27 protein-coding genes and 1 tRNA gene are annotated in these 23048 nt (G+C 63.6%); 19 read left to right on the plus strand and 9 right to left on the minus strand.

Translation table 11 applies throughout. The features are described from left to right. Positions 1-41: 41 nt before the first annotated feature. From V8192_RS12590 to V8192_RS12610, 5 genes are all read left to right on the plus strand, one after another. The gene (locus tag V8192_RS12590) at positions 42-176 is read left to right on the plus strand and encodes a hypothetical protein (protein ID WP_341633450.1); all 135 of its coding nucleotides are present in this window, start codon (positions 42-44) and stop codon (positions 174-176) included. Then, positions 166-1908 carry a hypothetical protein gene (locus tag V8192_RS12595; protein WP_341633451.1) on the plus strand — a complete coding sequence of 581 codons (1743 nt, stop codon included), beginning with the start codon at positions 166-168 and terminating at the stop codon, positions 1906-1908. The genes V8192_RS12590 and V8192_RS12595 overlap by 11 nt, the downstream gene beginning before the upstream one ends. Further along, positions 1905-2789: a tyrosine recombinase gene (locus V8192_RS12600; protein WP_341633452.1), complete on the plus strand. Its 885-nt coding sequence runs from the start codon at positions 1905-1907 to the stop codon at positions 2787-2789. The genes V8192_RS12595 and V8192_RS12600 overlap by 4 nt, the downstream gene beginning before the upstream one ends. A 36-nt stretch (positions 2790-2825) precedes the next feature. Next, positions 2826-3767, plus strand: a complete 942-nt coding sequence (locus V8192_RS12605; protein WP_341633453.1) for an acetyl-CoA carboxylase carboxyltransferase subunit alpha — start codon at positions 2826-2828, stop codon at positions 3765-3767. 86 nt (positions 3768-3853) lie between these two features. Beyond that, positions 3854-5302 (plus strand): M48 family metalloprotease, encoded by a 1449-nt coding sequence (locus V8192_RS12610; RefSeq protein WP_341633454.1) that lies wholly within the window; start codon positions 3854-3856, stop codon positions 5300-5302. Positions 5303-5317: 15 nt separating this feature from the next. Here the strand turns inward: V8192_RS12610 and V8192_RS12615 are convergent, their stop codons facing one another. After that, the gene (locus V8192_RS12615) at positions 5318-5476 is read right to left on the minus strand and encodes a Flp family type IVb pilin (protein WP_341633823.1); all 159 of its coding nucleotides are present in this window, start codon (positions 5474-5476) and stop codon (positions 5318-5320) included. A 112-nt stretch (positions 5477-5588) separates the two neighbouring features. Then, positions 5589-6365: an SAM-dependent methyltransferase gene (locus V8192_RS12620; protein ID WP_341633455.1), complete on the minus strand. Its 777-nt coding sequence runs from the start codon at positions 6363-6365 to the stop codon at positions 5589-5591. Between the two features lie 191 nt (positions 6366-6556). On the opposite strand from V8192_RS12620, the gene grxC reads away from it, so the two are divergent. The 7 genes from grxC (at position 6557) to folE (ending at position 10372) form a co-directional block, all read left to right on the plus strand. Continuing rightward, the gene (gene grxC / locus V8192_RS12625) at positions 6557-6811 is read left to right on the plus strand and encodes a glutaredoxin 3 (protein WP_341633456.1); all 255 of its coding nucleotides are present in this window, start codon (positions 6557-6559) and stop codon (positions 6809-6811) included. Further along, positions 6808-7635, plus strand: a complete 828-nt coding sequence (locus tag V8192_RS12630) for a carbon-nitrogen hydrolase family protein (RefSeq protein ID WP_341633457.1) — start codon at positions 6808-6810, stop codon at positions 7633-7635. Before grxC ends, V8192_RS12630 begins: the two co-directional genes overlap by 4 nt. Continuing rightward, positions 7632-8033 carry a DUF1178 family protein gene (locus V8192_RS12635; protein WP_341633458.1) on the plus strand — a complete coding sequence of 134 codons (402 nt, stop codon included), beginning with the start codon at positions 7632-7634 and terminating at the stop codon, positions 8031-8033. The genes V8192_RS12630 and V8192_RS12635 overlap by 4 nt, the downstream gene beginning before the upstream one ends. Before the next feature lie 34 nt (positions 8034-8067). Then, positions 8068-8144 (plus strand) — tRNA-Arg (locus tag V8192_RS12640). Between the two features lie 53 nt (positions 8145-8197). Beyond that, complete coding sequence (locus V8192_RS12645) at positions 8198-8443, plus strand: DUF6356 family protein (RefSeq protein WP_341633459.1); 246 nt, start codon at positions 8198-8200, stop codon at positions 8441-8443. Between the two features lie 7 nt (positions 8444-8450). Continuing rightward, positions 8451-9749 carry an FAD/NAD(P)-binding protein gene (locus tag V8192_RS12650; RefSeq protein ID WP_341633460.1) on the plus strand — a complete coding sequence of 433 codons (1299 nt, stop codon included), beginning with the start codon at positions 8451-8453 and terminating at the stop codon, positions 9747-9749. After that, positions 9746-10372: a GTP cyclohydrolase I FolE gene (gene folE, locus V8192_RS12655; RefSeq protein ID WP_341633461.1), complete on the plus strand. Its 627-nt coding sequence runs from the start codon at positions 9746-9748 to the stop codon at positions 10370-10372. The genes V8192_RS12650 and folE overlap by 4 nt, the downstream gene beginning before the upstream one ends. A gap of 96 nt (positions 10373-10468) precedes the next feature. Here the strand turns inward: folE and V8192_RS12660 are convergent, their stop codons facing one another. Then, positions 10469-10933, minus strand: coding sequence for a PA2169 family four-helix-bundle protein (locus V8192_RS12660; protein ID WP_341633462.1), 465 nt, complete (start codon positions 10931-10933; stop codon positions 10469-10471). A 144-nt stretch (positions 10934-11077) separates the two neighbouring features. On the opposite strand from V8192_RS12660, the gene V8192_RS12665 reads away from it, so the two are divergent. The 5 genes from V8192_RS12665 (at position 11078) to V8192_RS12685 (ending at position 15804) form a co-directional block, all read left to right on the plus strand. Next, positions 11078-12664: a flavin monoamine oxidase family protein gene (locus V8192_RS12665; RefSeq protein WP_341633463.1), complete on the plus strand. Its 1587-nt coding sequence runs from the start codon at positions 11078-11080 to the stop codon at positions 12662-12664. Beyond that, entirely contained in the window at positions 12661-13125 is a 465-nt protein-coding gene (locus V8192_RS12670) for a GFA family protein (RefSeq protein ID WP_444529435.1), read from the plus strand. Before V8192_RS12665 ends, V8192_RS12670 begins: the two co-directional genes overlap by 4 nt. A gap of 110 nt (positions 13126-13235) precedes the next feature. Continuing rightward, complete coding sequence (locus V8192_RS12675) at positions 13236-14003, plus strand: class I SAM-dependent methyltransferase (protein WP_341633465.1); 768 nt, start codon at positions 13236-13238, stop codon at positions 14001-14003. Then, positions 14000-15274: a dicarboxylate/amino acid:cation symporter gene (locus V8192_RS12680; RefSeq protein ID WP_341633466.1), complete on the plus strand. Its 1275-nt coding sequence runs from the start codon at positions 14000-14002 to the stop codon at positions 15272-15274. Before V8192_RS12675 ends, V8192_RS12680 begins: the two co-directional genes overlap by 4 nt. Positions 15275-15459: 185 nt before the next feature. Beyond that, a complete protein-coding gene (locus V8192_RS12685; protein ID WP_341633467.1) occupies positions 15460-15804 on the plus strand; it encodes a UrcA family protein in 345 nt (114 codons plus the stop codon). A 59-nt stretch (positions 15805-15863) separates the two neighbouring features. Here the strand turns inward: V8192_RS12685 and V8192_RS12690 are convergent, their stop codons facing one another. Next, the gene (locus V8192_RS12690) at positions 15864-16610 is read right to left on the minus strand and encodes a LytR/AlgR family response regulator transcription factor (RefSeq protein WP_341633468.1); all 747 of its coding nucleotides are present in this window, start codon (positions 16608-16610) and stop codon (positions 15864-15866) included. Next, entirely contained in the window at positions 16603-17817 is a 1215-nt protein-coding gene (locus V8192_RS12695; protein ID WP_341633469.1) for a sensor histidine kinase, read from the minus strand. The genes V8192_RS12690 and V8192_RS12695 overlap by 8 nt, the downstream gene beginning before the upstream one ends. Before the next feature lie 157 nt (positions 17818-17974). On the opposite strand from V8192_RS12695, the gene V8192_RS12700 reads away from it, so the two are divergent. Together V8192_RS12700 and V8192_RS12705 are read left to right on the plus strand one after the other, a co-directional pair. Then, complete coding sequence (locus V8192_RS12700; RefSeq protein ID WP_341633470.1) at positions 17975-18202, plus strand: hypothetical protein; 228 nt, start codon at positions 17975-17977, stop codon at positions 18200-18202. A 193-nt stretch (positions 18203-18395) separates the two neighbouring features. Further along, on the plus strand, positions 18396-18947 hold the full coding sequence (locus tag V8192_RS12705) for a hypothetical protein (RefSeq protein WP_341633471.1): 552 nt from the start codon (positions 18396-18398) through the stop codon (positions 18945-18947). A gap of 3 nt (positions 18948-18950) precedes the next feature. Here the strand turns inward: V8192_RS12705 and V8192_RS12710 are convergent, their stop codons facing one another. From V8192_RS12710 to V8192_RS12725, 4 genes are all read right to left on the minus strand, one after another. Next, entirely contained in the window at positions 18951-19445 is a 495-nt protein-coding gene (locus tag V8192_RS12710) for a 5' nucleotidase, NT5C type (protein WP_341633472.1), read from the minus strand. Further along, complete coding sequence (locus tag V8192_RS12715) at positions 19445-19825, minus strand: hypothetical protein (RefSeq protein WP_341633473.1); 381 nt, start codon at positions 19823-19825, stop codon at positions 19445-19447. Before V8192_RS12715 ends, V8192_RS12710 begins: the two co-directional genes overlap by 1 nt. A 16-nt stretch (positions 19826-19841) precedes the next feature. Further along, positions 19842-21245: a UDP-N-acetylmuramate--L-alanine ligase gene (locus V8192_RS12720; RefSeq protein ID WP_341633474.1), complete on the minus strand. Its 1404-nt coding sequence runs from the start codon at positions 21243-21245 to the stop codon at positions 19842-19844. Positions 21246-21333: 88 nt separating this feature from the next. Then, complete coding sequence (locus tag V8192_RS12725; protein ID WP_341633475.1) at positions 21334-23037, minus strand: N-acyl-D-amino-acid deacylase family protein; 1704 nt, start codon at positions 23035-23037, stop codon at positions 21334-21336. Positions 23038-23048: the final 11 nt, after the last annotated feature.

Raw genomic sequence — 23048 nt, forward strand, 5'->3', positions numbered from 1 at the left:
GGGCTATACAGCGGCTTTGGCGCTCGGCAAAAGCCGGTGCCATGTCCCGATTGGTCGTGCTCATCATCATCGCCGTCATCCTGATCGGCGCCCTCTTTTTCCTCTCGACGCTGCCCAAGCAGCAGCCGACGCACACCGTGGAGGTTCCGGTCGCGCAGGGGAGCAATGCGCATTAAGCCGCTACTCCTTGCATCGGCAGCCATCGTCCTGGCGCTGCCTGCAATCGCGCAGCAAGCCGCGCCGTCCCAGCCGGCCCCCGCGACGCCTGCTCCAGCTGCGCAGGTGCCGCAAGCGTCCACGTCAGAAGCCGCTCCCTCCGAAGGGGGCGGCGACGAGACCGCTGTTGAAGAGGTTTCGTCGACCAACCTCCAGCCTCCCAGTCCGCCGGTCGAATATCCAGGCTGGGCAAGGCGCGATCCCCAAACGGTAGGGGCGCTGCCGCCCGGGCGCGCGGGCCTTGCCGACGATGCCTGGGGCGAGGCGAGCGGCCCCTTCCTTTCGACCCTCATGCGGCGAATGCACACGCCGCTTGCGTCGCGCTGGGTGCACATTGCGCTTCGCGACGGACTGCTTGCAAAGATCCATGCGCCGCTGAACGTCAACAGCGTCGACTGGGTCGCGGAGCGGGCCTGGCTGCTGCTTCGCCTCGGCGAAGCCGATGGCGCACGTATGCTCGTTGCGGGCGTCGACACCGATCGCTTCACGCCCAAGATGGTACAGGTAGCGGTCCAAAGCGCGCTCGCTAATGCCGACCCTCCTGCGCTTTGCCCGCTCGAGGACGGCATCAAGAAGTTTGATTCGGGCGTCCTGCGCCTCGTGCAGGCCATGTGCGCATCCCTTGCAGGCGAGCCCGAGGCCGCCTCGGCCATGATCGATCAGGCCCGGCGATACGGCCGGATTGGCGGCGCCGATCTCGCGCTTGCCGAAAAGGTCGTGGGCGCGGGCGCGAGTGGCCGGGCCACGACGATTGAGTGGGATCCGGTCGATTCGCTCAGCGCTTGGCGTTTCGGCCTTGCGACCGGAACGGGGATGGTCCCGCCTGACCGCCTCATGAGCGAGGCCTCGGTGCAACTTCATGCCTTCCAGGCGCGTGCTCCTCTGCTCAGTGCGCAGCAGCGCTTGTCTTCTGCGCAAATCGCTGCCGGCCTGGGCGTCTTTTCGTCCCAGACGATGATCGATCTCTATTCGGCCATCTATGATTCCACCGATCCGGGCGACCTGCCGGACAGCGACGCCTGGCAATTGCGTCAGGCATTCGTGGGGAAGGACGCAAACGCGCGGCTCGGAGCAATCCGCAAACTGCTTGCAACGGGCAAGGACGGACTTCGGAAGGAAGCCGCACATACCCTTGTCGCGCGCGCGGCGACACTCGTCGAACCCGATCCAAGCCTTGCCAAGGATGCGCCCGATCTCATCTCCGCCATGCTCTCGGGCGGCTACGATCAGGCGGCCGCCCGCTGGATACCGGCGGTAAGCCGAATGGACGATGAGGCTTCCGATCGCTGCTGGGCAATGCTTGCCCTTGGAGCGCCTAACGTGGCCGACGTGGGCACGGGCCGGATCACCTCGTTCATCAAGCGTGACAAGAGCCGGGATCACGTGCGGAGCGCTTTCCTCGTCGCGGGCCTTGCAGGCCTCGGCCGGATCACCACGGACACCGCCAATTCGCTCAACCGGCGCTACGGCCTCGGCCTTGGCCATGTGACGAGCTGGACGAAGATGATCGATGCGGCCGCTGTGCGGGGGCAGGGGGGGACCGTGCTCGTCCTCACGGGCACCGGCTTTCAGACCCCGTCGTGGGAAAGAGTGCCGCCGGCCCACCTTTATCATGCGCTCACCGCTCTTTCGCGGACGGGCCAGAACTTCACCGCGCGCATGGTGGCCGCCGAGGCACTTTCGCGGACGTGACACCTGACGATCGCGCTCTGGTCGATCGGTTTCTTGACATGATGGCGGCTGAAGCGGGCTCGTCGCGGCACACACTCGATGCCTATCGCAACGATCTTGAGCGGAGCGCCGAGCGACTTGGGTCGCTTGCTTCGGCGTCGGCTGACGACCTCTCGGGCCTCGGTGCTGCATGGTCGGACCTTGCTTCCTCGACCGTCGCCCGCCGCTCTGCCGCGCTCAGGCGATTTTACGGCTTCCTTTTCGATGACGGCCTGCGCGCGGACGATCCGTCCGAGGCGCTCCCGAGGCCGCGGCTGGAGCGGCCGCTGCCAAGGATCCTCGATGCCGACGAGGTCGGCCGCATGTTTGAAGCAGCGCAGGATCGGGCGGCAAGCGGTGCATTTGCGGCCCTTCGCAATCTTGCCCTCCTGGAACTGCTTTACGGCTCCGGTTTAAGGGCAAGCGAGCTCGTCGGCCTGCCCCGCGGCGCGGTCCGGCCCCAACAGCCTTTCCTGATGGTTCGGGGCAAGGGTTCAAAGGAGCGGCTGGTTCCCATTTCCTCGCGCGCCCAGGTCGCGGTCGCCAAGTGGCTCGAGGTTGCTCCAACGGGCACGATCTGGCTGTTCCCGAGCGGAAAATCGCACCTCAGCCGAGTGCGCCTGTTCCAGATCGTTCGTGAGATGGGGGCCGATGCGGGGATCGCCCCGGAACGCGTCAGCCCCCACGTCCTTCGCCACGCCTTTGCGACGCACCTTCTTTCAGGCGGCGCCGACCTTCGCGTGCTGCAGTCGCTGCTCGGCCATGCCGACATCGCGACGACCCAGATCTATACGCATGTCGACAGCGCGCGCCTCGTCGAGCTGGTCAACGAGAAGCATCCGCTTGCGACGAGGCATCGTTGACCTCGACCGTGGCTTCCGCCTAGGCGCCGCCTTCGAATGCAGACCTATCTCGACTTCGAAAAGCCCATTGCCGAGCTTGAGGCGCGAGTCGCCGAGCTCAAGGAGACGGCGAACAGTTCCGACATCGACATCGATGCCGAGGTTGCTCGTCTCGAGGGCAAAGCGAACAAGTTGCTGCGCGATACCTATGCCAAGCTGACGCCGTGGCAGAAGGCGCAGGTGGCGCGGCACCCGGACCGCCCCCATTTCAAGGACTATGTCGCTGGCATAGCCGACGACTTCCTACCGCTCGCAGGCGATCGCTCGTTCGCCGACGATCCCGCGATCATCGGTGGCTTTGCCCGTATCGACGGGCGACGTGTCATGCTGCTGGGCCACGAAAAGGGCGACGACACGGCCTCGCGCCTGAAGCACAATTTCGGAATGGCCAAGCCTGAAGGGTACCGGAAGGCCATCCGCCTGATGCAGATGGCTGACCAGTTCGGCATCCCGGTCGTGACCCTCGTCGATACGCCGGGGGCTTTCCCCGGGGTCCAGGCCGAGGAGCGCGGCCAGGCTGAAGCGATCGCCCGGTCGACGCAGGAATGCCTTGCATTGCACGTGCCGATGGTCGCGGTCATCGTCGGTGAAGGGGGTTCAGGAGGAGCCGTCGCCATTGCGTCGGCCAACCGCGTTTTGATGTTCGAGCATGCCGTCTATTCCGTCATCTCGCCCGAAGGCTGCGCCTCGATCCTGTGGCGTACCGCCGACAAGGCCGCCGAGGCTGCCGAGGCAATGAAGATTACCGCGGCCGACCTCCAGGGGCTCGGAATTGTCGACCGCATCGTCAATGAGCCGCTGGGCGGAGCGCAAAGAGACCCCGAAGCTGCGATCGGCGCCTTGAAAGGCGCCCTTGTCGAGGAACTCGACGGTTGCGGCCGGCTGGGAGGAGATGAGCTTCGCGCGCAGCGCCGGGCCAAGTTCCTCGCCATCGGCTAGGACTTCTCCAGGAACCGCTCGCAGTCATATTCCGTTCAAAATCCCCAACGCTTAATCGGAGTGAAACGGGAGAGCGGGTCGGCCTGATGCGTAGAACCTTCCTTCTGATCGCCTGCGCGGCGCTGGCGCTGACGCCGGCTGCGGCGCAGCAGCTGCACTATCTCAACCCGCAGGACGTTGCCGACGCGCAGCGCGAGAATGCCGAGCTGGTGAGGGAGCTCGGCGGCGCCGAAACCGGACTGCGAGCTGCCTATGTCGAATCGGTCGGCCGGCGCGTCAGTGCCTATTCGGGCATCGCCAACCCGGGCCAGGCCCTCCACTTCACCACCCTCAATTCGGCAGTCGAGAATGCCTTTTCGGTGCCGGGCGGCTACGTCTACGTGACGCGCCAGTTGATGGGCCTCATGAACGACGAGTCCCAGCTGGCGTTCGCGCTCGGCCACGAGGTTGGTCACATCGCGGCCAACCACGCGCACATCCGCGAGCAATATGCCGAGCGCAGCACGGCCGGGATCTTCGGACAGATCGTGGGTGCGATCTTTGGACGCGGAGTCTCGGACGTCCTCCAGGCACGGGCGCGGCTCGACATGCTGAGCTTCTCGCGCGAGCAGGAATATCAAGCGGATACTCTGTCGCTGCAGTACATGATCTTGGCCGGCTATGATCCCGCCGGCGCCGCGGCCGTTCTGTCGGCGCTGAGCCGCGAAAGCGCGCTCGAGGAGCGCGTCCAGGGCCGGACCAACCGGCAAACCCCTGAATGGGCCAGCACTCACCCGCTGAGCGAAAACCGCATGCAGAGAGTGCTCGCCGAAGGGCGTGCGAGTGGCCGGCTCGGCAAGGGAGTTCACAACCGCGACATTTTCCTCAGCGAGCTTGAGGGAGTCTATGTCGATGATGACCCGGCACAGGGCGTGATCGAAGGAGCAACGTTCACGCATCCCGACCTTAGGATCCAGTTCAGCGTGCCCCAGGGCTACCTCATGTCCAACGGTACCGACGCGGTGACGGTTTCGGGATCGGCCGGAAAGGCGCAGTTCAGGGGCGGCCAGTTCCGCGGTTCGCTCGACAATGCGATTGTGCTCGCGTTTCGCGAGCTCACGAGGGGCGAGTTCAACATCCCCGTCCCGGAACCAGTGCACGTGCAGATCAATGGCATGCCCGCTGCCGTTACGACGGCGCGTGTAGAGACCGATTCAGGTCCGATCGATGCAAGCGTCGCCGCCTACCAGTGGGACCCGGACAGGGTTTATTATTTCGTGATGCTGACCCCGGGGGGGTACGGCGTCGGACCGTTCGTCCCGATGATCAATTCATTGAGGCGCATCACACCTGCCCAAGCGGCCGCGATCCGACCTCGAATCATCCATATCGAGACGGTACGTCCGGGAGATACGGTTCAGTCTCTTGCTAGCCGCATGGCGTATCGCGAGTTCAGGCTGGAGCGCTTCCTTTCGCTGAACGGGCTGGCCGCGAACAGCGCTCTGGTTCCGGGTCAGAAGGTCAAGCTCGTGGTTTATGGTGCGCGGAAGGGCTGAACCAGGAGATCGGCTTTAGGGCATGTAGGTGTTGGCAGTATTGCCAAGCTTGCCCCACATTCCGCCGACGCCGCCTCCAAGCGACTGCAGGCCGGTCATCATGGCAATGACGATGAGCGCGGCAATCAGGCCGTACTCGATCGCAGTGGCTCCGCGTTCGTCGGCGCGAAGCATGCGCAAGATCTTCCGGATAGCGATCACGCCACCCTCCTCTGGTCCACGTCCACGCGGCGGGTTTACGTCACGTCGGGTTAACAACTCTTCCCGGGGGAGAGTTAACGCGCCTTCATCTTTGTTGGGCGGTCCAGGCGGCCAAGTGAAGGATTTCGAAGGTTTCCTTCGTTCTTGATCCGTCACCGAGGGCGCGGAAGGCATCCAGGGCGGCCTGACGGGCCGCTCGGCTTACAAAGCGCGAGCGGGCGCTCAGCATGTTTGTCGAGCCCATCTGCCGCAGGTCGTGCACGAGCCCGTCCAGGGATGAGTAGGCGACCCAAACCCGATCGACATCGACGACCGGATTGATGAACCCGGCGTCGACGAGAAGGGAAGAGAGGGCCGAGGCTTCGATCCTTGGATGGACATGAGGTTCAGCAGCGCCCGCGACCCTGTCCGCAGCGCGCATCGCCGAGCGCAGCTGCGGAAGCGTGTCTCCGCCCGACATGGCCGCCAGAAAAAGCCCATCGGCCTGCATTGCATGGCGGACGAGACGAAGTGCGAGGGGAAGTTCGTTGACGGTGTCGAGCGTACCAAGCGCAAGGACCAGCCCGTAATCGTTCGGGTTTGGGTGCCACCGATCCTCGATGATCGCCTCTGCTCCTGCGGCAAGCGAAAACAGGGGACCGGGGTCGCGGACGTCGACCTTGTCGGCAAAGATGGCGAGCCGTTGCCGCCACGATGGATCAGGGCAACCGAGCAAGAGGGCTCGGCCAAATCGGCGCTGGAGGAGGGAGACGCGCTCCAGGCAGTCTTCAAAGGCGCGCTCGAGAAGAAACAGTTCTGGCCCGTTGCGCGCTGCGCGGTCGCGCCGCTGCGCGCGCAGGTTCATGTCGAAGAGGTCGGGCATCCGCCGCGCTTTTGCGCCGGGCACGGGTGGCCGACAAGGATCTCCCGTTCACCTTTCCGATCCCCGCCGCGGACAGGTCCGGACGGGCTTGCGCCATGCACGTTCAGCCGTGAGTGCGAACGCGCGCGGGTGAACCTTTCCAGTTGATGCGTTGAGACTCATGCCTAAGTATCAGACCTGAAGGACTGAACGTGACTGTCGAAATCTATACGAAGGCATTTTGCCCTTATTGCTGGCGAGCAAAGCAGCTGCTCGAGGCCAAGGGCGTCGAATATCGCGAGATCCCAGTCGACTACGGCGGGGAAGCACGGGACCTCATGATACAGCGCGCGAAAGGGAGGACCACCGTTCCGCAGATCTTCATCCGCGAGCATCACGTGGGCGGATGCGATGATCTCGTCGCGCTGGATCGCTCCGGCAAGCTCGACGATCTGTTCGGCGCATGACCCGGATCGCCCTTTTCCAGTCGACGACCGGGATCGACCCGGCCGCAAATGCGCGAACATTGACGCATGCCGTGGAACAGGCATCGGCCGGCGGCGCGGAGATGCTGTTCACGCCTGAAATGTCGGGGCTGTTGGACCGCGATTCTGCTCGGGCGGCGAAGAACCTGCGCCCACAGGAGGAAGACCAAGTGCTCTCCGCCTGCCGCGAGGCTGCGGCGCGCCACGGGATCTGGCTTCACATCGGATCGCTCGCGGTCCTTGGCGAGGACGGCAAGGTCGCCAATCGCGGCTTCGTCATCGACCGTGCCGGCGAAATACGTGCGACCTATGACAAGATGCATTTGTTCGACGTCGACCTGCCAACGGGTGAGAGCTGGCGCGAATCAAGCGTTTACGCTGCAGGGAAGGGCGCCGTCCTGGTGAACGGCACTCCTGTCGGCAAGCTCGGGCTCACGATCTGTTACGATCTTCGCTTCCCGGGGCTTTTCGCGCGGCTTGCCGAATCGGACGCGGACCTCATCGCGGTTCCGGCGGCTTTCACCGTCCCGACTGGAAAAGCCCATTGGCACGTGCTGCTAAGGGCCCGCGCGATCGAGGCAGGGCTCTTCGTGGTCGCCGCGGCGCAGGTCGGACATCACGAGGACGGCCGCAACACGTTCGGTCACAGTCTCGTCGTCGATCCGTGGGGAGAGGTCCTGCTCGACATGAAGGAGGAGACCGGCCTGGGATTTGCCGAAGTCGATCTCAAGCGCATCTCGGACGTTCGTTCGCGCATACCGGCGCTGACCCACCGAAGGCCGATCCCGGCAGCGGTGAGCCTATGATCGTTTTCGATCTTCAGTGTCGCGAAGATTGCGGGACTTTCGAGGCCTGGTTCAACTCGGGCATGGATTATGAGGAGCAGCGTCAGGCAGGTCTGGTGCAATGCCCTGTTTGCCAGTCCGCGGACGTGGAAAAGGCGCCAATGGCGCCGCGCGTGCCTCGGAAGGGTCCCTCGAGCGGCATCGCGAAACTCGCCGCGCTCCAGGCCGCGATGCTTCGCAGCTCGCGCTGGGTAGGCGACGATTTTGCAAGCACGGCCCGAGCGATGCACGAGGGCGAGTTGGAGCCTGCCCAGGTGCACGGCAATGCGACGCTCGAGCAGGCAAAATCGCTTATCGAGGACGGCGTCCCCATCGCCCCCCTCATCGTGCCCGTGACGCCGCCCAACCAGATCAATTGATTGCCGCGCATCCTACTCCTATTCGTGCCCCAGCGACCCCGTAGCTCAGCAGGATAGAGCATCAGATTCCTAATCTGAGGGCCACAGGTTCGAATCCTGTCGGGGTCGCCAAGGAAAAAGGGCTGACGATGGCAACGCAGCAAGGACCAGGGAACCGTTCAGGGATGGCAGAACGCCTGTTTCTCGAACATCCGCGTTCGCTCGGAATGAGCTGGGCTGGCCACGGCGTCGGCGCGGTGGCGATCGGCACCAAGCTCGTCGGCGCCGGTCTTGCCTGCCTGGTCCACGCGGTCGTCCCGGGGATGTTCACGCAAACTGCCGGCAAGACGATCACCAACATGTATGAGCACATGGCTCGTCGCAAAGCTGGCGCCGCCAATCCGGAGAACTGGCCTGACTACGAAATCTGACCGGCAAGTGCCGGTCGCAATTGTCGGCGGCGGCGCATCCGGCACGATTGTCGCCGCCCAGCTGGCTCGTCGGGGAATTCGGTCGGCCCTGATCGACGGAAGCGGCCGCATGGGGAGGGGCGTTGCATATTCGACGACCGAGGCCGTCCACCTCCTGAACGTACGCGCGGAAGGCATGAGCGCCCTTGCCGGCGAGCCCGACCATTTTGCGAGCGCCTTCGAGGCAGAGGGCGGTAGCCGCCGTGGCTTTGCTCCTCGAAGGTTCTTCGCGACTTATTTGGGGGCGATCCTGAACGATGCGGTGACGAGCGGACGCGTCGAGCTGGTAGAAGCTACCGCCAGCAGCGCCGAGCGCCGCGAGGATGGATGGCGTGTTGGTTTCAGCGACGGCTCCTCGATCGGAGCTGAGGCCCTGGTACTTGCTATCGGCAACCAGGAGCCGGAGGGACTGGCCGCCTTTGCTGCTGCGGGAAGCCGGTTCATCGGGAATCCCTGGGACGCTGGAGCGCGTGCTGCAGTGATCGATCTTGCATCAACGGGAGAATCGGCACTGCTGGTGGGCACCGGCCTCACCATGGTCGACCTCGTCTTGTCGCTCGAGGCGGCGGGTTATTCCGGCAGGATCGTGGCGCTTTCGCGCCGGGGCCTTGCACCCCGCGGGCACGCCGATTTCGAACCTGCTGCAGTGACGCGTGACGAGTTGCCCAGGGGCCTTCGACCACTTTTCCGCTGGCTTCGGCGTCGTAGCGCCCAGGTCGGCTGGAGAGCCGCGGTGGACAGCCTTCGCCCGTACAGCCACGTCTTGTGGCAGGAATTCAGCTGCGAGGAACATCAACGCTTTCTGCGGCATGCACGGCCCTGGTGGGATGTTCATCGCCACCGCATTGCGCCAGAAGTTGCTGCTACGGTTGCGCGGATGGTTGCCGATGGTCGGCTCGAAGTCGTCGCCGGGCGCATCCTTTCGGCGCAAGGCAACGGAAGCGGCCTCGAAGTCGAGTATCGCCCCCGGGGCAGCGAGCGGAGCCGGAAGGAACGGTTCGCTTATGCGTTCAACTGCACAGGTCCCCTCCATTCGATTGCAAGATCGAGCGACCCGCTGCTCAGAAGCCTTCTGGACCAGACGGAGATCCGCCCCGATCATCTCGGCATCGGGCTCGACGTCGATGAAACCAACCGCGCCGGCGAGCATCTATGGGCAATGGGCCCGCTCACGAAGGGTCGCTATTGGGAGATTATCGCAGTGCCTGACATCCGCGAGCAGGCAGCTCACGTTGCTGATGCCATCGAGAGGGAGCTTTGCGCATGACCCCGTCCGATGAGCGCGGCGATCCCGAAGACGGCGATCTCGTCGAGAACGGCGCCGAAACCGAGGTGCCGGATGAAGTCAAGGACGCCGTTCGGACCCTCATCCGCTGGGCTGGCGACGACCCGGACCGCGAAGGACTTCTTGATACTCCAAAGCGCGTCGCCTGCGCCTGGCGTGAATATGCGCGGGGCTACCAGGAAGACCCTGCCGCTCATCTCAGCCGCACTTTCGAGGAGGTCGGCGGCTATGACGAGATCGTGCTTCTGAAGGACATCCCGTTCCAGTCGCATTGCGAACATCACCTGGCACCGATCATCGGCAAGGCGGCCATTGCCTACCTTCCCCGCGACAAGGTCGTCGGGATCAGCAAGCTCGCCCGTGTGCTTCACGGTTTTGCGCGGCGCCTGCAGGTGCAGGAACGGCTGACCGCACAGGTCGCCGACACGATATGGCAGCATCTCCAGCCCAAGGCCGTTGCCGTCGTCATCGAGGCGAGCCACGCGTGCATGACCGCGCGAGGCGTTTCCACTCCAGGCGTGATGATGACGACCAGTCGGATGATGGGCACGTTTCGCGAGGACGAGCGAAGCCGCCGCGAAGTGCTCGCGCTGATGGGTTATTGATCCTTTAGGGAAGAAAAATCGGGGCGATCCCGCTGGCCTTGGGATCGCCCCGCCCCACCCCAACCAGGGGCGGCAAGATCAACTTTAGCCTGGATCTCAGGCGTGTGAAGGCGTCTCCATACCGTGCTTCAGCGCGCTCATCTGGTCGTGGCCTGACTTCACCTGCTGGTAGAGCCGTTCGACGAGGTCGTGAGTCTCTCCATCAAGGTCGCCGCTTTGCAGGGCCGCCTGCCATTTTTCCTTGAGATAGTCCTCGCCGCGCTCGACCTCGTTGATGATCGCCTTCTCGTCGCGGCCGGTAATTGCCGCCTTGAGGTCCTCGAAACGCTGGTGGACCTTGCCCATGAACGATCCGTCGTCCTCCGGATTGCCGCCGAGGCGGCGCACTTCGGACCGGAGCTCATCGACGATTTGCTGGCGCTCGTTCGCTCGTTCGCGAAAGATTTCGCGGAAGCGCTCGTTGTCGAAGTTCTGGGCGCTGTCCTCGTAGCCCGTGATGCTATCGATCGTGGTCGCGATCAGCGTGTTCAATGTGCTGATCGTCTCTGAATGTTCCGCCATCATCTTGCTCCGTTAACGTTGGGGGTTTCAGGCGGACAACGCTCGACCGCACGAGCCGATGCGAACGGCCGATCGAAATTTTACGGCACCGGCCTTGAATTGCTGTCAGTCTGTCGAGGGCATTGGCGAGAAGGGGGCGAGTCGATGGCGCTGACGCGAAGGGCACTACTTGAGCATGTCGGAAAGGCCGGTGGCATCGCCGCGGCTTACATGGCGATGGAGACGTTGGGCCTCGCGGTGCCGACCCCGGCGGGAGCAGAGAATTTCCGCCTTCCGCCCACATCGGGCAACGGCCACTCGGTCATCATCCTTGGAGCCGGAATAGCAGGGCTGGTTTCGGCCTATGAACTGAGGCGGGCCGGCTACCGGGTCACGGTCCTCGAGGCGCGTGATCGGATCGGCGGAAGAGCCTGGACCATCCGGGGCGGTGATCGCATCGTCCAGGATCGCCGGCCCGACCAGCTCGCGAGCTTCTCGGCGGGCCTCTATTTCAATGCAGGGCCCGCCCGCATTCCCTCCACCCACCGCGTGATCCTTGGCTATGCGCGGCGCCTTGGCGTTCAGCTCGAACCTTTCATCAACGACAACCGAAACGCGGGATGGGACTTCGGCGGGAAGGTCTATCCCGAGCGGCGACGGGTCGAGGATCTTCGCGGTCAGCTGGCGGAGCTGCTTGCGAAGGCGATCGATCGCAAGGCGCTCGATGGAGCCGTTTCGGCGGACGAGCTCGCAGCGGTCCGGCAGTTCCTGGTGCCCTATGGCTCACTGGGTCCCAAGGGGGATTACGTGCCATCCGGCTCTTCTGGCTGGGCCGTTGAGGGCGGGGCCTATTCCCAGTCGCCAGTTGCGCTGCCCCCGCTCGGCTTCAAGGAGCTCGCTCCATCGCCGGCCATCGGCTTGCCCTATCTGTTCGAGCATATCTGGGACATGCAGATGACCATGCTCCAGCCTGTTGGCGGCATGGACCGGATCGCGCACGCCATCTACGACGAGGTAAAGCCTGTAGTGAGGATGCGTTCGCCGGTTACCGCAATTCGCCGGACAGCAGGCGGCGTTCGGATCGAGCATGGACCGGGAAAGCGGATCAGTGAGGCCGACCTTTGCATCTGCACATTGGGCGCGAACCTCCTTTCGCGCATTCCGAACGATTTCTCGGCCGCGAAGAATGCCGCTCTCAAGACGGTTCAATACCTCCCGAGCGTCAAGGTGGCGTTCGAGGCTCCACGTTTCTGGGAGACCGACGACAACATTTTCGGTGGCCTCGCCTGGACCGACCGGGCCAACGAGAACGTGATATATCCTTCCAGCGGCTTCGGGGCCTCGAAGGGAGTTCTCGTTGGCGCCTATGTTGCGGGCTGGACCAACCCCGACAATCCCCAAAAGTTTGCGGCCTTCAGCAACGAGGAGCGCCTCCGGGTCAGCCGCGAATCCGTCGAAGCTCTTCATCCAGGGCGCTCGAAATTACTCTCGAAGGGAGTTTCGGTCGGGTGGGGACTGGTTCCTTATTCGGAAGGCGTTGGAGCCATCTGGCAACGAGGTCCCGCCGGAAACCAGCCGCGCCCGCCGGAATATGCTGAACTCCTGAAGCCGGAGGGCCCGATCGTCTTTGCGGGCGAGCATCTCAGCTACCAGGGGCTGTGGCAGGAAGGCGCCGCACTGTCGGCTCACCAGGCCCTGAAGCTCGTCTCGGAGATGGCGAAAGCTGGACCGGCAAAGGTCGCGGGCCTGTGAGCCGCGAGGGTGGCTGCGCATGCGGTGCCGTCCGGTATCGCCTTACTCGGGAACCCATGTTCGTTCATTGCTGCCACTGCAGGTCCTGCCAGAAGGAGACGGGATCCGCATTCGTGATCAATGCCCTGATCGAAAGCGCCGAAGTCGAAACGATCGAGGGTTCTCCCCAACCGTTCATGACCCCTTCCGAAAGTGGACGCGGACAGCAGATCTGGCGATGTCCTGAGTGCGCGGTTGCGCTGTGGAGCAACTACGGCGGATCAAGGGATGTCCTGCGCTTCGTTCGCGTCGGTACTCTCGATAGACCCGAGGACGTCGAGCCCGACATCCATATCTACACGCGCTCGAAGCTGCCCTGGGTCCGGCTTCCCGACGGCGCCCGGGCCGTCGAGGCCTATTATGACAGCAGCGAGGTCTGGCCGCGCGAGAGCCTGGAGCGGCGAAGGACGTTGCTGGGCTGACGGCATTTGTCGAAAATCGGTTGTCGATGGGCGGATCTGCTCTGACGGCTGGCGCGCATTGGTCTCCGGCAATAAGAAGGGGCCGATCGCCTCGAAGGGGGGAATTTCGCATGCGCTTGACGAGATTTGCTGCCGTGACCCTTGCAATTGCCGCCGTGCCGGTTGGCGCAGGCGCTGCCGCACCGGCTTCTCCAAGCATCGCCGCTGCGGCGGCGTCCGCTTCGCGTTCTCCTGGCAACGTGAAGCTCGACGCTGGTCGAAAGCCCGTCCAAGTCCTTCAGTTCCTTGGGTTGCGGCGGGGCATGAACGTCCTCGATCTATTCGGTGCCAATGCCTATTGGGCCGAGATCACCTCCCCCGTGGTCGGCACCAAGGGTCACGTAACAGTCTGGAATCCAACGCAATTCTACAGCGACAAGACGAAGCAGGCGTTCGAGACCTTCAGGGCCTCGCATCCAAACGTCTCGATCGTGACGTCGGCGTTCGAGGCTCCTGACCTGCCCAGGAATTTCGCGGATCTGGTGATCCTGAATGATAATTATCACGACAATTACTGGCAAAACGAGAAGCTCAAGGTGCCCCGGATGGACCCGGACGCCTTTCTCAAGGCCGTCTACTCATCAATGAAGCCTGGCGGGGTGATCGGAGTCATCGATCATGTGGCAAATCCAAACCCGGATACCCGTGCGACGGTCGAAAAATATCACCGGATCGATCCCAACGTCGTAAAGGCGGATTTCAAGCGCGCGGGCTTCGTTCTGGTCGGGAGCAGCAATATTCTGCGCAACCCCGCCGACAGGCACGACATCGAGGTTCACGATCCCAAGATCGCGGGGAAGACCGACCGCTTCGTCTTCAAGTTCAAGAAGCCGCGTTGACGAACGCCAGCGAGCCCGCAGCGGAAGCGGGGAGCAAGAACTTTCGCGCTTATTATGCGCTGGCGGGACTCGTCCTTGGACTTCTGGCGGGCATTCTTGCTGGCAATCTTGCCGAGGTGCCCCGCGCCAATGCCCTTGGAATCGCCTCGTTCGTTGGAACCTTGTGGCTCAATGCCCTCAAGATGACGGTCATCCCGCTCGTCGTCGCCCTGCTCGTCGTCGGAATCGCTAAGAGCGCAGAGGCAGCGCAGGCGGGCCGGATCGCGGGTCGGTCGGTATTGTGGATCGTGATCATCTGCACGGGCTCGGCCGTCTTCGGCGCACTTGCGACGCTTGCATTGACCAATGTCTTTCCGCTCGGGCGGGAAACGGCGTTGCTGCTCCAGGGGGCCCTGGGCAAGGTTGAGCAGACCGCCTCGGGTCCGCTCCCCGGCGCCGCAGAGTTCTTCAAGGGCGTTGTTCCTCCAAACGTGGTCGCTGCTGCAAGCAACGGAGATGTGCTGCCCCTGACCGTCTTTGCAGTGATGTTCGCGCTCGCTCTAACGAGGATAACGGCTCAGGGCAGGCACGCCGTGGTGCTCCTGTTCGATGCTATCGCGGATGCATTGCTGGTCGTAATTGCCTGGGTGCTTGCAGTCGCCCCCATCGGCGTGTTCGCGCTTGCCTTCACTGTCGGTTCGACAGCGGGCGGCGCGGCTTTCGCCGGACTTGGTCACTATGTCGTCGTAATTTCCGCCATCGGAATCCTCGTCACGATCGCGGCCTATCCGCTGGCAGTCATCGCCGGCGGAATTTCGCTCGGCGAGTTTAGCCGTGGCCTCATCGCCCCCCAGGCGGTTGCGATCTCCACGCGCTCGTCTCTTGCATCCCTTCCTGCAATGCTTGCGTCCGCGCGGATGATGCGCATTCGTGAGGAAGTGAGCGACGTGACGCTGCCGATCGCGGTGGCGCTGTTTCGCGCGACGGGCCCGGCGATGAACGTCGCGGTCGCGTTCTATGTGGCCCACTGGCTCGGGCTCCAGCCCACCATCACGCAGATGATCGCTGCGACTGCCGTCGGTGCGGTCATGAGCTATGGTGCGGTCAGTCTTCCGGGCGAGGTCAGCTACATCAGCTCGATCGCGCCGATCGCGCTTGCGCTCGGCGTTCCGATCGCTCCCCTTGGCCTGCTTGTCGCAGTCGAAATGGTGCCCGACATCTTCCGGACAGTCGGCAACGTCAGCCATGACGTCGCTCTTGCAGCGATCGTGAACAGAGGCACCCGAAGCTGAACGCCAGCTGACCACCGTTCGTCGATTGAACAGCTGACGAACGGCCTTCGTCGCATTGCCGACAAATTGCCGAGCGGTCATCGAGACTGGCGGGCCCGCGGCTTCTTTGTGGTGCAAAGAAAGGCTGCGGCGCGGGTCCCCTCCAACTTCCCCAGCTCCCGCGCCGCGCAAAAGGGAGACGAAAAATGTTGAAGACCCTTCCCGCGGTGGCGGCGCTTGCCGTTGCTTCCGCGCTGGTGGTGCCGACTGTCAGCCAGGCCGCGGAACAGGATTCCGTCCGGGTGACATATGCCGATCTCAATCTTGCGAGTGACGCTGGCCAGCAGAGGCTCCAAGGACGCATCGTCTACGCAGCGTCGGTCGTATGCGGTCCCGCGGACCATCGCGACGTGCCGTTCCTGCAGGCGGTGGGAGAGTGCCGGACTGCGACCGTCGCCGATGCGCAGCCTGCTTACCAGGCAGCGATCAGATCAGCTCGTCACGGCGAGGTGGAGGTGCTCGGCGCTGCCCTCATCATCACCGCCCACTGACCCAAGATGCCGATCGAAATGGCCGCCGCACGCTGACCCCCGCGTGCGGCGGTTTTCGTTTAGCGGCCCGCGATTGCCCGGACGCGATCGGAATAGAGGCGCCCGACGGGCTGCTCGGTGCCGTCGGCGAGCCGCGCGATCCACCTGCCAGATGGATTGCGGCTGAACCCTGCAATGAAATCCTTCCGGACGATCGCCGAGCGATGCAGACGCACGAATAGCTCTGGGTCCAGGCCTTCCTCCAGCGCCGCCATCGAATGGTGGATCAGCCAGCTTCGACGGCCCACGTGCAGCCGCATATAGTCGCGCTCCGCCGAGACCCTGTCGACGTCGCGCGCAGCAATTCGCACCAGCCCTGAAAGATCCGAAGCCCAGAATTCCTCGAGCCATTGCGAAGCCTTGCCAGGCGCAGGTTCAGCGCTTCGCTGCTGGAGATAGGCGCGGGCACGGTCGAGTGCGCGCTGCAGTCGTGCCGGATCGACCGGCTTCATCAGATAGTCCACCGCCTCGACCTCAAAGGCCGCGACGGCGAACTGGTCGAAGGCGGTCACGAAGACCACTGCGGGGGAGGGCCGCTGCGCGGTGAGTGCGCGCGCGACGCCAATGCCGTCGAGACCGGGCATTGCGATGTCGAGCAGCAACAGGTCGGGGTGCAGCGCTTCGGTAAGATTGATGGCGCTTTCGCCGTCACTTGCGGTTCCAACGAGCTGCGCGCCTTCCGCGCGCGCCAGCAGCAACTGAAGGCGTTCGGCGGCCAGCGGTTCATCGTCTGCGATGAGAACGCGGAGCGGGTCCAGTTCAGCCATTCGTCTCCACCGGCATTGTCAGTGATACCTTGAACCCGCCGCCCTTCATTGGCCCAAATCGGCAGCTTGCGCGACTGCCCCATCGAGCCTCGAGACGTTGGCAGACGTTGGCGAGGCCAAGACCCGTTCCCTCGTGCGTCGCGACAGGAAGCTCTTCCTTGCCGCCGTGCTTCAGGCGATTGCTGATCTCGAGCAGCATCCGGTGGTTGTCGAGGTGACGTGCCTCTATGCGGATGACCACCGCCTTGCGGCTCTTCGATACGCCGTATTTGATGGCATTTTCGACGATGGGCTGGAGGATGAGGGCCGGCATCCGCGCCTGTTCAAGTTCGCTTGGAACGTCGATCTCGACGGTGAGGCGATCGGGAAACCGCGCCATCTCGATGTCGAGATACAGGCGCTGAAGGTCGATTTCCTCGGCAAGACTGACGTCCGCGCTGGGATCTAGTGAAAGGCTCGTGCGAAAGAAGGTCGAGAGTGCGAGCAGCATGGTTTCCGCCCGATCCGTCCGCCCGGTCATCACGAGCGAGGAAAGGGAATTGAGCGTGTTGAAGAGGAAATGCGGATTGACCTGGTAGCGCAGCGCCCTGACCTGCGCGGCCTGCGCAGCGTTCTCCGCATCGGCGAGGCGGCGCTGAGCGCCGAGCGCCTCGGCCTGCGCCTGGTTTGCAATGTAGAAGGCGCTCCAGCCAATGTAGAAGAAGAGCCAGGTGATCGCGATATCGAGCGCATAGCGGAAGCGCTTCATCGGATCGAGCTGGTGGACCTTGGGCATGGTCAGCACGAGGGGCTCGCCCGCAGTCCGCTCGATGCGGATCTGGTTGCCCTGCTCGACGACGGTGAAGCCTTCGCGCGCCTGGAAGCGAAATTCCTCCTTGCTCTCGCGCATCATGTCTTCGGTCATGACGACGGTGCCGCCCAGGATCAGCGAGCCAATGGCTGTGCTGACCCCGGCAATCACGGCCTTGCGGCGAATGCTGCTTCCGCCGGACAGTCCGCTGATTGCGAGGTAGATGACGCCATTGATGACTATACCGACGCAGATCACGATGAGCTTGTTCTCGAGCGTCGTCCAAGGGTCGGAGCCGAGGAAGGCCCGAAGGACGACGGTCCCGGCATAGAAGAGCCAGAAGCCGAGGATCGATTTCACAGCGAATGGCCAGTCGCTGAATCGTGTCTTCACGACCGGAGGTTGCATCATGAGCATTGGCACTGTCATGTCCCAAAACTCCTCCCCGGCAAACCGCCGCTTGCCCGTTGGCAGAAGCATCGCCGCTGCCGGTCGAAACCAGACGGGTCGCGGAACGCGCAGGCGCTCCCGCTCGTTTCCGCGCTGCAATGTTTATACCGAGGGAGCCCCGGCTGTGAATGCAGGCAAAGACGATAAGAACACGCCGCCACCGCCGGTGATCTCGGCCCCGCCCGAGCATGATCTCGAGCGAAAGCTCAAGCGACATCCCGACGATCCCAACGCCAAGGCCGATGTCGGGAGTGATGAGTCGATGGACGCATCCGATCCTTCCTCGGCGGTTCATCCGGGTGGCTCGGACGAACCTGCGCCGTCGTCGGGCTTCCCGGAACGAGAAAAATAACGGTACCGTCACAAAAACGCATCGGGCGTTGCCCGAATTCAACAATCCACAGATTTCCCTCGGTGCGTCAATTTCTGGCCTAGACGCGGTGACTCCCCTTTGATTCAATATGAACGGGGAGTGGGACCGTGGTTAAGTTTCTCGAAACCAATGCCGCCGCATGATCCTGCTCGGGAACTGAGGAGTCGGGTTCATGATTACGCGGACCAGCCAGCCGGCCAGCGGTGCGATGCTGATCTCCGAGATGAAGGAGTTCGCGAGCTTCGCCAAGGCGACGCAGCGCTACATTCGCCGCTCGCTCGATGTGGCTTATGGGCGCCGCGACCCGATTGAGTGCTGGGCCCGCGACGAGGGCGAGGGCGCGTCCATCCGCGCCCAGGCCCGCCTCTACAAGCAACTTGATCATCTGCGTCTGCAGGTCCCCGACGACAGCGGCCTCGACATGATCGAGCCGTTCGTTGGCATGCTGATCACCATTTCCGCATTCGACCTTGGCCAGGACCGCCTGCCGAATTTCGCGGCTTACCGCTTCCTTTACGAGCGGCTGATCGGCGCTGCTGCGCGCCCGTGGCTGCCAAGCGCCTTCTGTGCCGCCGCAGCGCTTCCGCACCTTCACCCGGATCGCCGCCGGACCTTGCTCCAGTCGATCAGCGAGAGCGCGGCAACTGCGCCAGGCTGGTCGAGCCGGGAGCCCGTCTTCTGGCCGGAATGGGTCGAGAAAGTGGACCTCCAGGCCGCCGCCTGACGTTCAGGCGCCTCGCGGGGGTTTTACCGAGGGGAAGATTTTCGCGAGCTGCCGAAGGCTGTCGCTCGCATTCTTGTGATGCACGAAAACAACGCCCGCGGCTTCGTAGGCTGCGCGGTGGTTTTCGCGGTCGTCCACCAGTACGTCTCCTGGATGCATGTGCTTGTGCTTGTCGCGGGCGAGGCAAGTGATCACGGGAACGCCAGGGAAATGCTCCTCGGCCCATCTGATCTTTTGGGCCGCGGCCCAATTGCCGAGCGGTAATCCTGTAAGGATCGTCGGGTTGAGATGCCTGACGCCCTCGAACAGGATGTGGGCGTCGGGCAGTTCCGCCAGCGTGCCGTAGAAATCCTTGGCGGCGGCAAGCCGCTTCCAGAAGGCGCTCCGGCCATGCTTTCGCTGGAAGGTTCCGGGACTTGATCCCAGCAGCCGCCTTGCCCCTTCGTCGAAATCGGCGAGTACACCGTCGCAGTCGAGGAACAGCCGGGCTTCGCGCATCAGAAACGCGCGGGCTTGAGGATGACATCAACCGGCGCCTGAATCGCTTTCCAGCCGTGGTCCCGCAGCAGATCGTTACTTTCCCGGGCTTTGCGGTCCGATCCCAGGGACCAGGTGATGTGGTAGGTGGATCCGTCCGGGCGGTGGGTGGTGCCGTCGAGTTCGACGACCATGCATTCAAGGCTTCTTCCGTCGTCCGCGCGACCCACGATCCGCGCAGTCTGAGGCTTCCTCGGGAGTGAAGTCCTTGCTGCTGCATGGACGCGCAAGGTGACGTGATCGGCGATCACGTTTTCATACCGGGGAGGGAAGCGATCGAGAAGCCTTGCGCGCTCTCCGGCCCCGAGCTTCCAGCCGGTGACTGTTCCGGGCCTTGCCATGCCCCTCTCAACCGAATCAGCGAGATTGGGTTTCGGCCAGGCGCTCCAGAAGTTCCTGCGCGAAATCGATGAGGGTGTCGTCCCTCGCGCCCATGACGAGAATGCGGTCTCCAGCGTTCGCTTCGCTCACGAGCGCTCCGGCAATCTTCGCACGCTCGGCGATATGCTCGGACCGCTTTCCATGTTCGCGAACCTCCTGTGCAAGCCAGTCCGAGCCGCGGACCTTCTCAACGGTGCCGCCCTGGTAGACCGGGTCGGGCAGGTAGAGCCGGTCCTCCGGCCCCATCCCGTCGGCTAGGCTCTCAGCAAGCGCCTCTCCCATCTTGGCAAGCGGCCCGTAGCCGTGCGGCTGAAACATGATCAGCAGCCTTCCCGGCTGCGCGCGCAGGGTCGCGAGCGTGGCGGTGATCTTGTCCGGATTGTGCGCGAAGTCGTCGATCACTGTGACACCGGCAGCCTCACCCACGGTCTCGAGGCGCCGCTTCAATCCCTCGAACCGGCCAAGAGCGCTGGCCGCGTCCTCGATCCTCACTCCAAGTGCGCGGGCGGCTGCAATGGCCGCAAGCGCATTGGAGGCATTATGCCTGCCAGGGACGGCGAGGCGCACGTCATACCTCTCTCCCTCAGCCTCCAGCGCGAAGGTGACGCCGCCGGGTTCGAGTTTGAGGTCCTTGCCCATGTACGAGGCGCCAGGGCTGTCGAAGCCGTAGCCGATGATCTTCTCTAGGCGAACTCCTTCGGCGAGCGCCCGGGTCTCGGGATCATCGAGATTGAGTACCGCTTTTCTTGCGCTCGCGAGGAAACCCGCGAACAGAGCGCGAAGCTCGTCCATTTCCTTGTGATCGAGGCTGATGTTGGTGAGGACCGCGATCTCCGGCGCGTAGAGAGCTATTGAACCGTCGCTCTCGTCGACTTCGCTGACAAACAGCTCCGGATCGCCGACAATGGCACTTGCAAAGGGGGCTGACGGGGTCACGAAATTCTTCATGACGGCGCCGTTCATGACCGTTGGCTGACGATGGCAAGCGTGGAGGATCCAGCCGATCATCCCGGTGACAGTGGACTTCCCGCTGGTCCCGCCGACGGCGACGCTTCGCTGAGCAGAATTCAGCAGGCGCGCGAGGAACTGCGGCCGTGTCAGATGCGGGAGGCCAAGCTCCCTGGCGCGGACGACATCGGGGACGGTTGCCTCGACCGCAGCGGACGTCACTAGGGTCATGCCTTCCTGAAGGCCGGACCCATCCTGCGGGAAGAGCTGAATGCCGAGCGAACGAAGATAATCGAACTTGTGCGGCGTCCGGCCCGCGTCGAGAGAGCGATCCGAGCCGGAGACGCGAGCCCCGCCGGCGCGTACGATCGAGGCCAGCGGAAGCATTCCGCTTCCCCCGATTCCACTGAAAAAGACAGGCGAATCAATCATTGCCCGCGGCCCTATTCGGCAGCTGGCGCGATGGCTAGTAGGGCTGTCGCCCCGGACGGCGGGCGGCGGCCCTGGACGAGAGCAACACTCAGCGGCACGCGCCGCCGCCGGGCCACCCGCTCCAGCCGGGCCCGCGCACGAATTGACCGGGCGTCGCCCCTGTGTGCTTCCCGTTTCGCAGCACCTGGACCCCATTGATGAACACTTGCTCGACCCCGCTCGCGAGTTGCTGCGGCCTTTCAAAAGTGCCGTTGTCACGGATGGTCGCAGGATCAAACACGACGACATCGCCATAATAGCCGGGCTTTAGCGAACCTCGTTCCCGGATCGAGAGGTTCGTCGCGGGAAGCGCGGTCAGTCGCCGAATGGCATCCTGAAGCGTCGTTGCGTGCTGGTCGCGCACGTAAAGGCCTAGCAGGCGGGCAACATTGCCATAGGCGCGGGGGTGGGTGCTCGACTTCAGGAACACCCCTTCGGGGGCCTGGCTCCCAGCGTCCGACCCGAAGCTCATCCAGGACAGGGCGACCTCGCGTTTCACATTGTCGGGGTTCATCGAGAAATAGACGACCTGAATGCGCGTACCGTCTTCGACGATGAGATCTGCGGCCGTTTCCGCGGAGGATTTGCCGCGCATTTTCGCGACCTGCGCCAGGGTCTTTCCAGTGAGGGCCTTGAGCTTTGCCTGCTTGAACCCGACCAGCAGTACTTTCTCGGGATCATCGACGACCAGTTTTGCATTTTCAGTCCCCTGGGGACCTTTCATCTCGGCGATGGCTTTGGCTCGAAGCTGAGGATCCTTGAGGCGCTTCACCCATGCCTCAAGTCCGCCGTCCTGCATCCACGTCGGGAAGGCGGCGTCGAAGCCTGTCGAGCTTGCCGCGTAGGTATACATGTCCGCGGTGATCCGCTGGCCGGAGGCGCGGGCGGCGTTCACGCGCGCGATGGCTGCGTCGATCTTTCCCCAATTGTCCTTGCCCGCCTGCTTGTAGTGATAGATCTCCGCGGGCGCGCCGGAATTGCGGGAAATAGTCACGAGCTCGTCGATTGCCTGAAGGAGTTTGGGTCCCTCGTCGCGCATGTGGCTGATGTACATGCCCCCGCAGCGGCCGGCCTCCTGCGCCAGTGCGATGAGCTCTGGGGTTTCGGCATAGGTCGCCGGCGCATAAATCAGCGAGGAGCCGACACCGACTGCTCCTTCTTTCATCGCCTGGCGAACGAGCGCGCGCATTCGCAGAAGCTGCGCCGGCGAAGGATCCACGTCCTTTTCGCCCAGCTCGTGCACGCGGACCGTCGTTGCACCGACGAACGAGGTCACATTGGGCGTGATGCCCTTGCGGGTCAGCCATTCAAGGTACTGGCCGAGGCTCGTCCACCTGATCGGGAACTTGATATCCCCTTGCCGCTTGATCTCAAGGCGCTTCATCTCGGGGGTCCAGGGGCCCATGGAATCGCCTTCGCCCATCACCTCAAGCGTAACTCCCTGGTAGGTGTCGCTCATTCCGCGGGGATCGGCGATGAGGTCTTCGTTGGCCCAGCTCAGCATGTTGATGAAACCCGGCGACACGGCCTTGCCTGAAGCGTCGATGGTGCGCGCCGCGCGTCCTGTGGCGTGGGGACCCACGTAAACGATTTTATCGCCCCTTAGAGCGACATCACCGACGAACGGCGACCCTCCCGACCCATCGTAGATCGTGCCGCCGCGGATCAATATGCTGTAGCTTGCGGGCGGCGGGGCCGCGGAGACGACGAAAAGGCTGCCGGCGGCGGCCGCTAGAGCGACGCACTTCTTCATGATTTCCCCTC

The organism is Sphingomonas agri (assembly GCF_038148795.1).
GTDB classification, from domain to species: domain Bacteria; phylum Pseudomonadota; class Alphaproteobacteria; order Sphingomonadales; family Sphingomonadaceae; genus Sphingomicrobium; species Sphingomicrobium agri.

Coding starts and splice junctions, on each gene's coding strand:
- V8192_RS12665 (WP_341633463.1), top strand. CDS start 11,078: ATGGCGCTGACGCGAAGGGCACTACTTGAGCATGTCGGAAAGGCCGGT.
- V8192_RS12715 (WP_341633473.1), bottom strand. CDS start 19,825: ATGGCAAGGCCCGGAACAGTCACCGGCTGGAAGCTCGGGGCCGGAGAG.
- V8192_RS12595 (WP_341633451.1), top strand. CDS start 166: ATGCGCATTAAGCCGCTACTCCTTGCATCGGCAGCCATCGTCCTGGCG.
- V8192_RS12610 (WP_341633454.1), top strand. CDS start 3,854: ATGCGTAGAACCTTCCTTCTGATCGCCTGCGCGGCGCTGGCGCTGACG.
- V8192_RS12660 (WP_341633462.1), bottom strand. CDS start 10,933: ATGGCGGAACATTCAGAGACGATCAGCACATTGAACACGCTGATCGCG.
- V8192_RS12635 (WP_341633458.1), top strand. CDS start 7,632: ATGATCGTTTTCGATCTTCAGTGTCGCGAAGATTGCGGGACTTTCGAG.
- folE (WP_341633461.1), top strand. CDS start 9,746: ATGACCCCGTCCGATGAGCGCGGCGATCCCGAAGACGGCGATCTCGTC.
- V8192_RS12710 (WP_341633472.1), bottom strand. CDS start 19,445: ATGCGCGAAGCCCGGCTGTTCCTCGACTGCGACGGTGTACTCGCCGAT.
- V8192_RS12645 (WP_341633459.1), top strand. CDS start 8,198: ATGGCAGAACGCCTGTTTCTCGAACATCCGCGTTCGCTCGGAATGAGC.
- V8192_RS12705 (WP_341633471.1), top strand. CDS start 18,396: ATGATTACGCGGACCAGCCAGCCGGCCAGCGGTGCGATGCTGATCTCC.
- V8192_RS12615 (WP_341633823.1), bottom strand. CDS start 5,476: ATGCTTCGCGCCGACGAACGCGGAGCCACTGCGATCGAGTACGGCCTG.
- V8192_RS12690 (WP_341633468.1), bottom strand. CDS start 16,610: ATGGCTGAACTGGACCCGCTCCGCGTTCTCATCGCAGACGATGAACCG.
- V8192_RS12630 (WP_341633457.1), top strand. CDS start 6,808: ATGACCCGGATCGCCCTTTTCCAGTCGACGACCGGGATCGACCCGGCC.
- V8192_RS12720 (WP_341633474.1), bottom strand. CDS start 21,245: ATGATTGATTCGCCTGTCTTTTTCAGTGGAATCGGGGGAAGCGGAATG.
- V8192_RS12675 (WP_341633465.1), top strand. CDS start 13,236: ATGCGCTTGACGAGATTTGCTGCCGTGACCCTTGCAATTGCCGCCGTG.
- V8192_RS12685 (WP_341633467.1), top strand. CDS start 15,460: ATGTTGAAGACCCTTCCCGCGGTGGCGGCGCTTGCCGTTGCTTCCGCG.
- V8192_RS12620 (WP_341633455.1), bottom strand. CDS start 6,365: ATGCCCGACCTCTTCGACATGAACCTGCGCGCGCAGCGGCGCGACCGC.
- V8192_RS12695 (WP_341633469.1), bottom strand. CDS start 17,817: ATGCTCATGATGCAACCTCCGGTCGTGAAGACACGATTCAGCGACTGG.
- V8192_RS12590 (WP_341633450.1), top strand. CDS start 42: ATGTCCCGATTGGTCGTGCTCATCATCATCGCCGTCATCCTGATCGGC.
- V8192_RS12725 (WP_341633475.1), bottom strand. CDS start 23,037: ATGAAGAAGTGCGTCGCTCTAGCGGCCGCCGCCGGCAGCCTTTTCGTC.
- V8192_RS12605 (WP_341633453.1), top strand. CDS start 2,826: ATGCAGACCTATCTCGACTTCGAAAAGCCCATTGCCGAGCTTGAGGCG.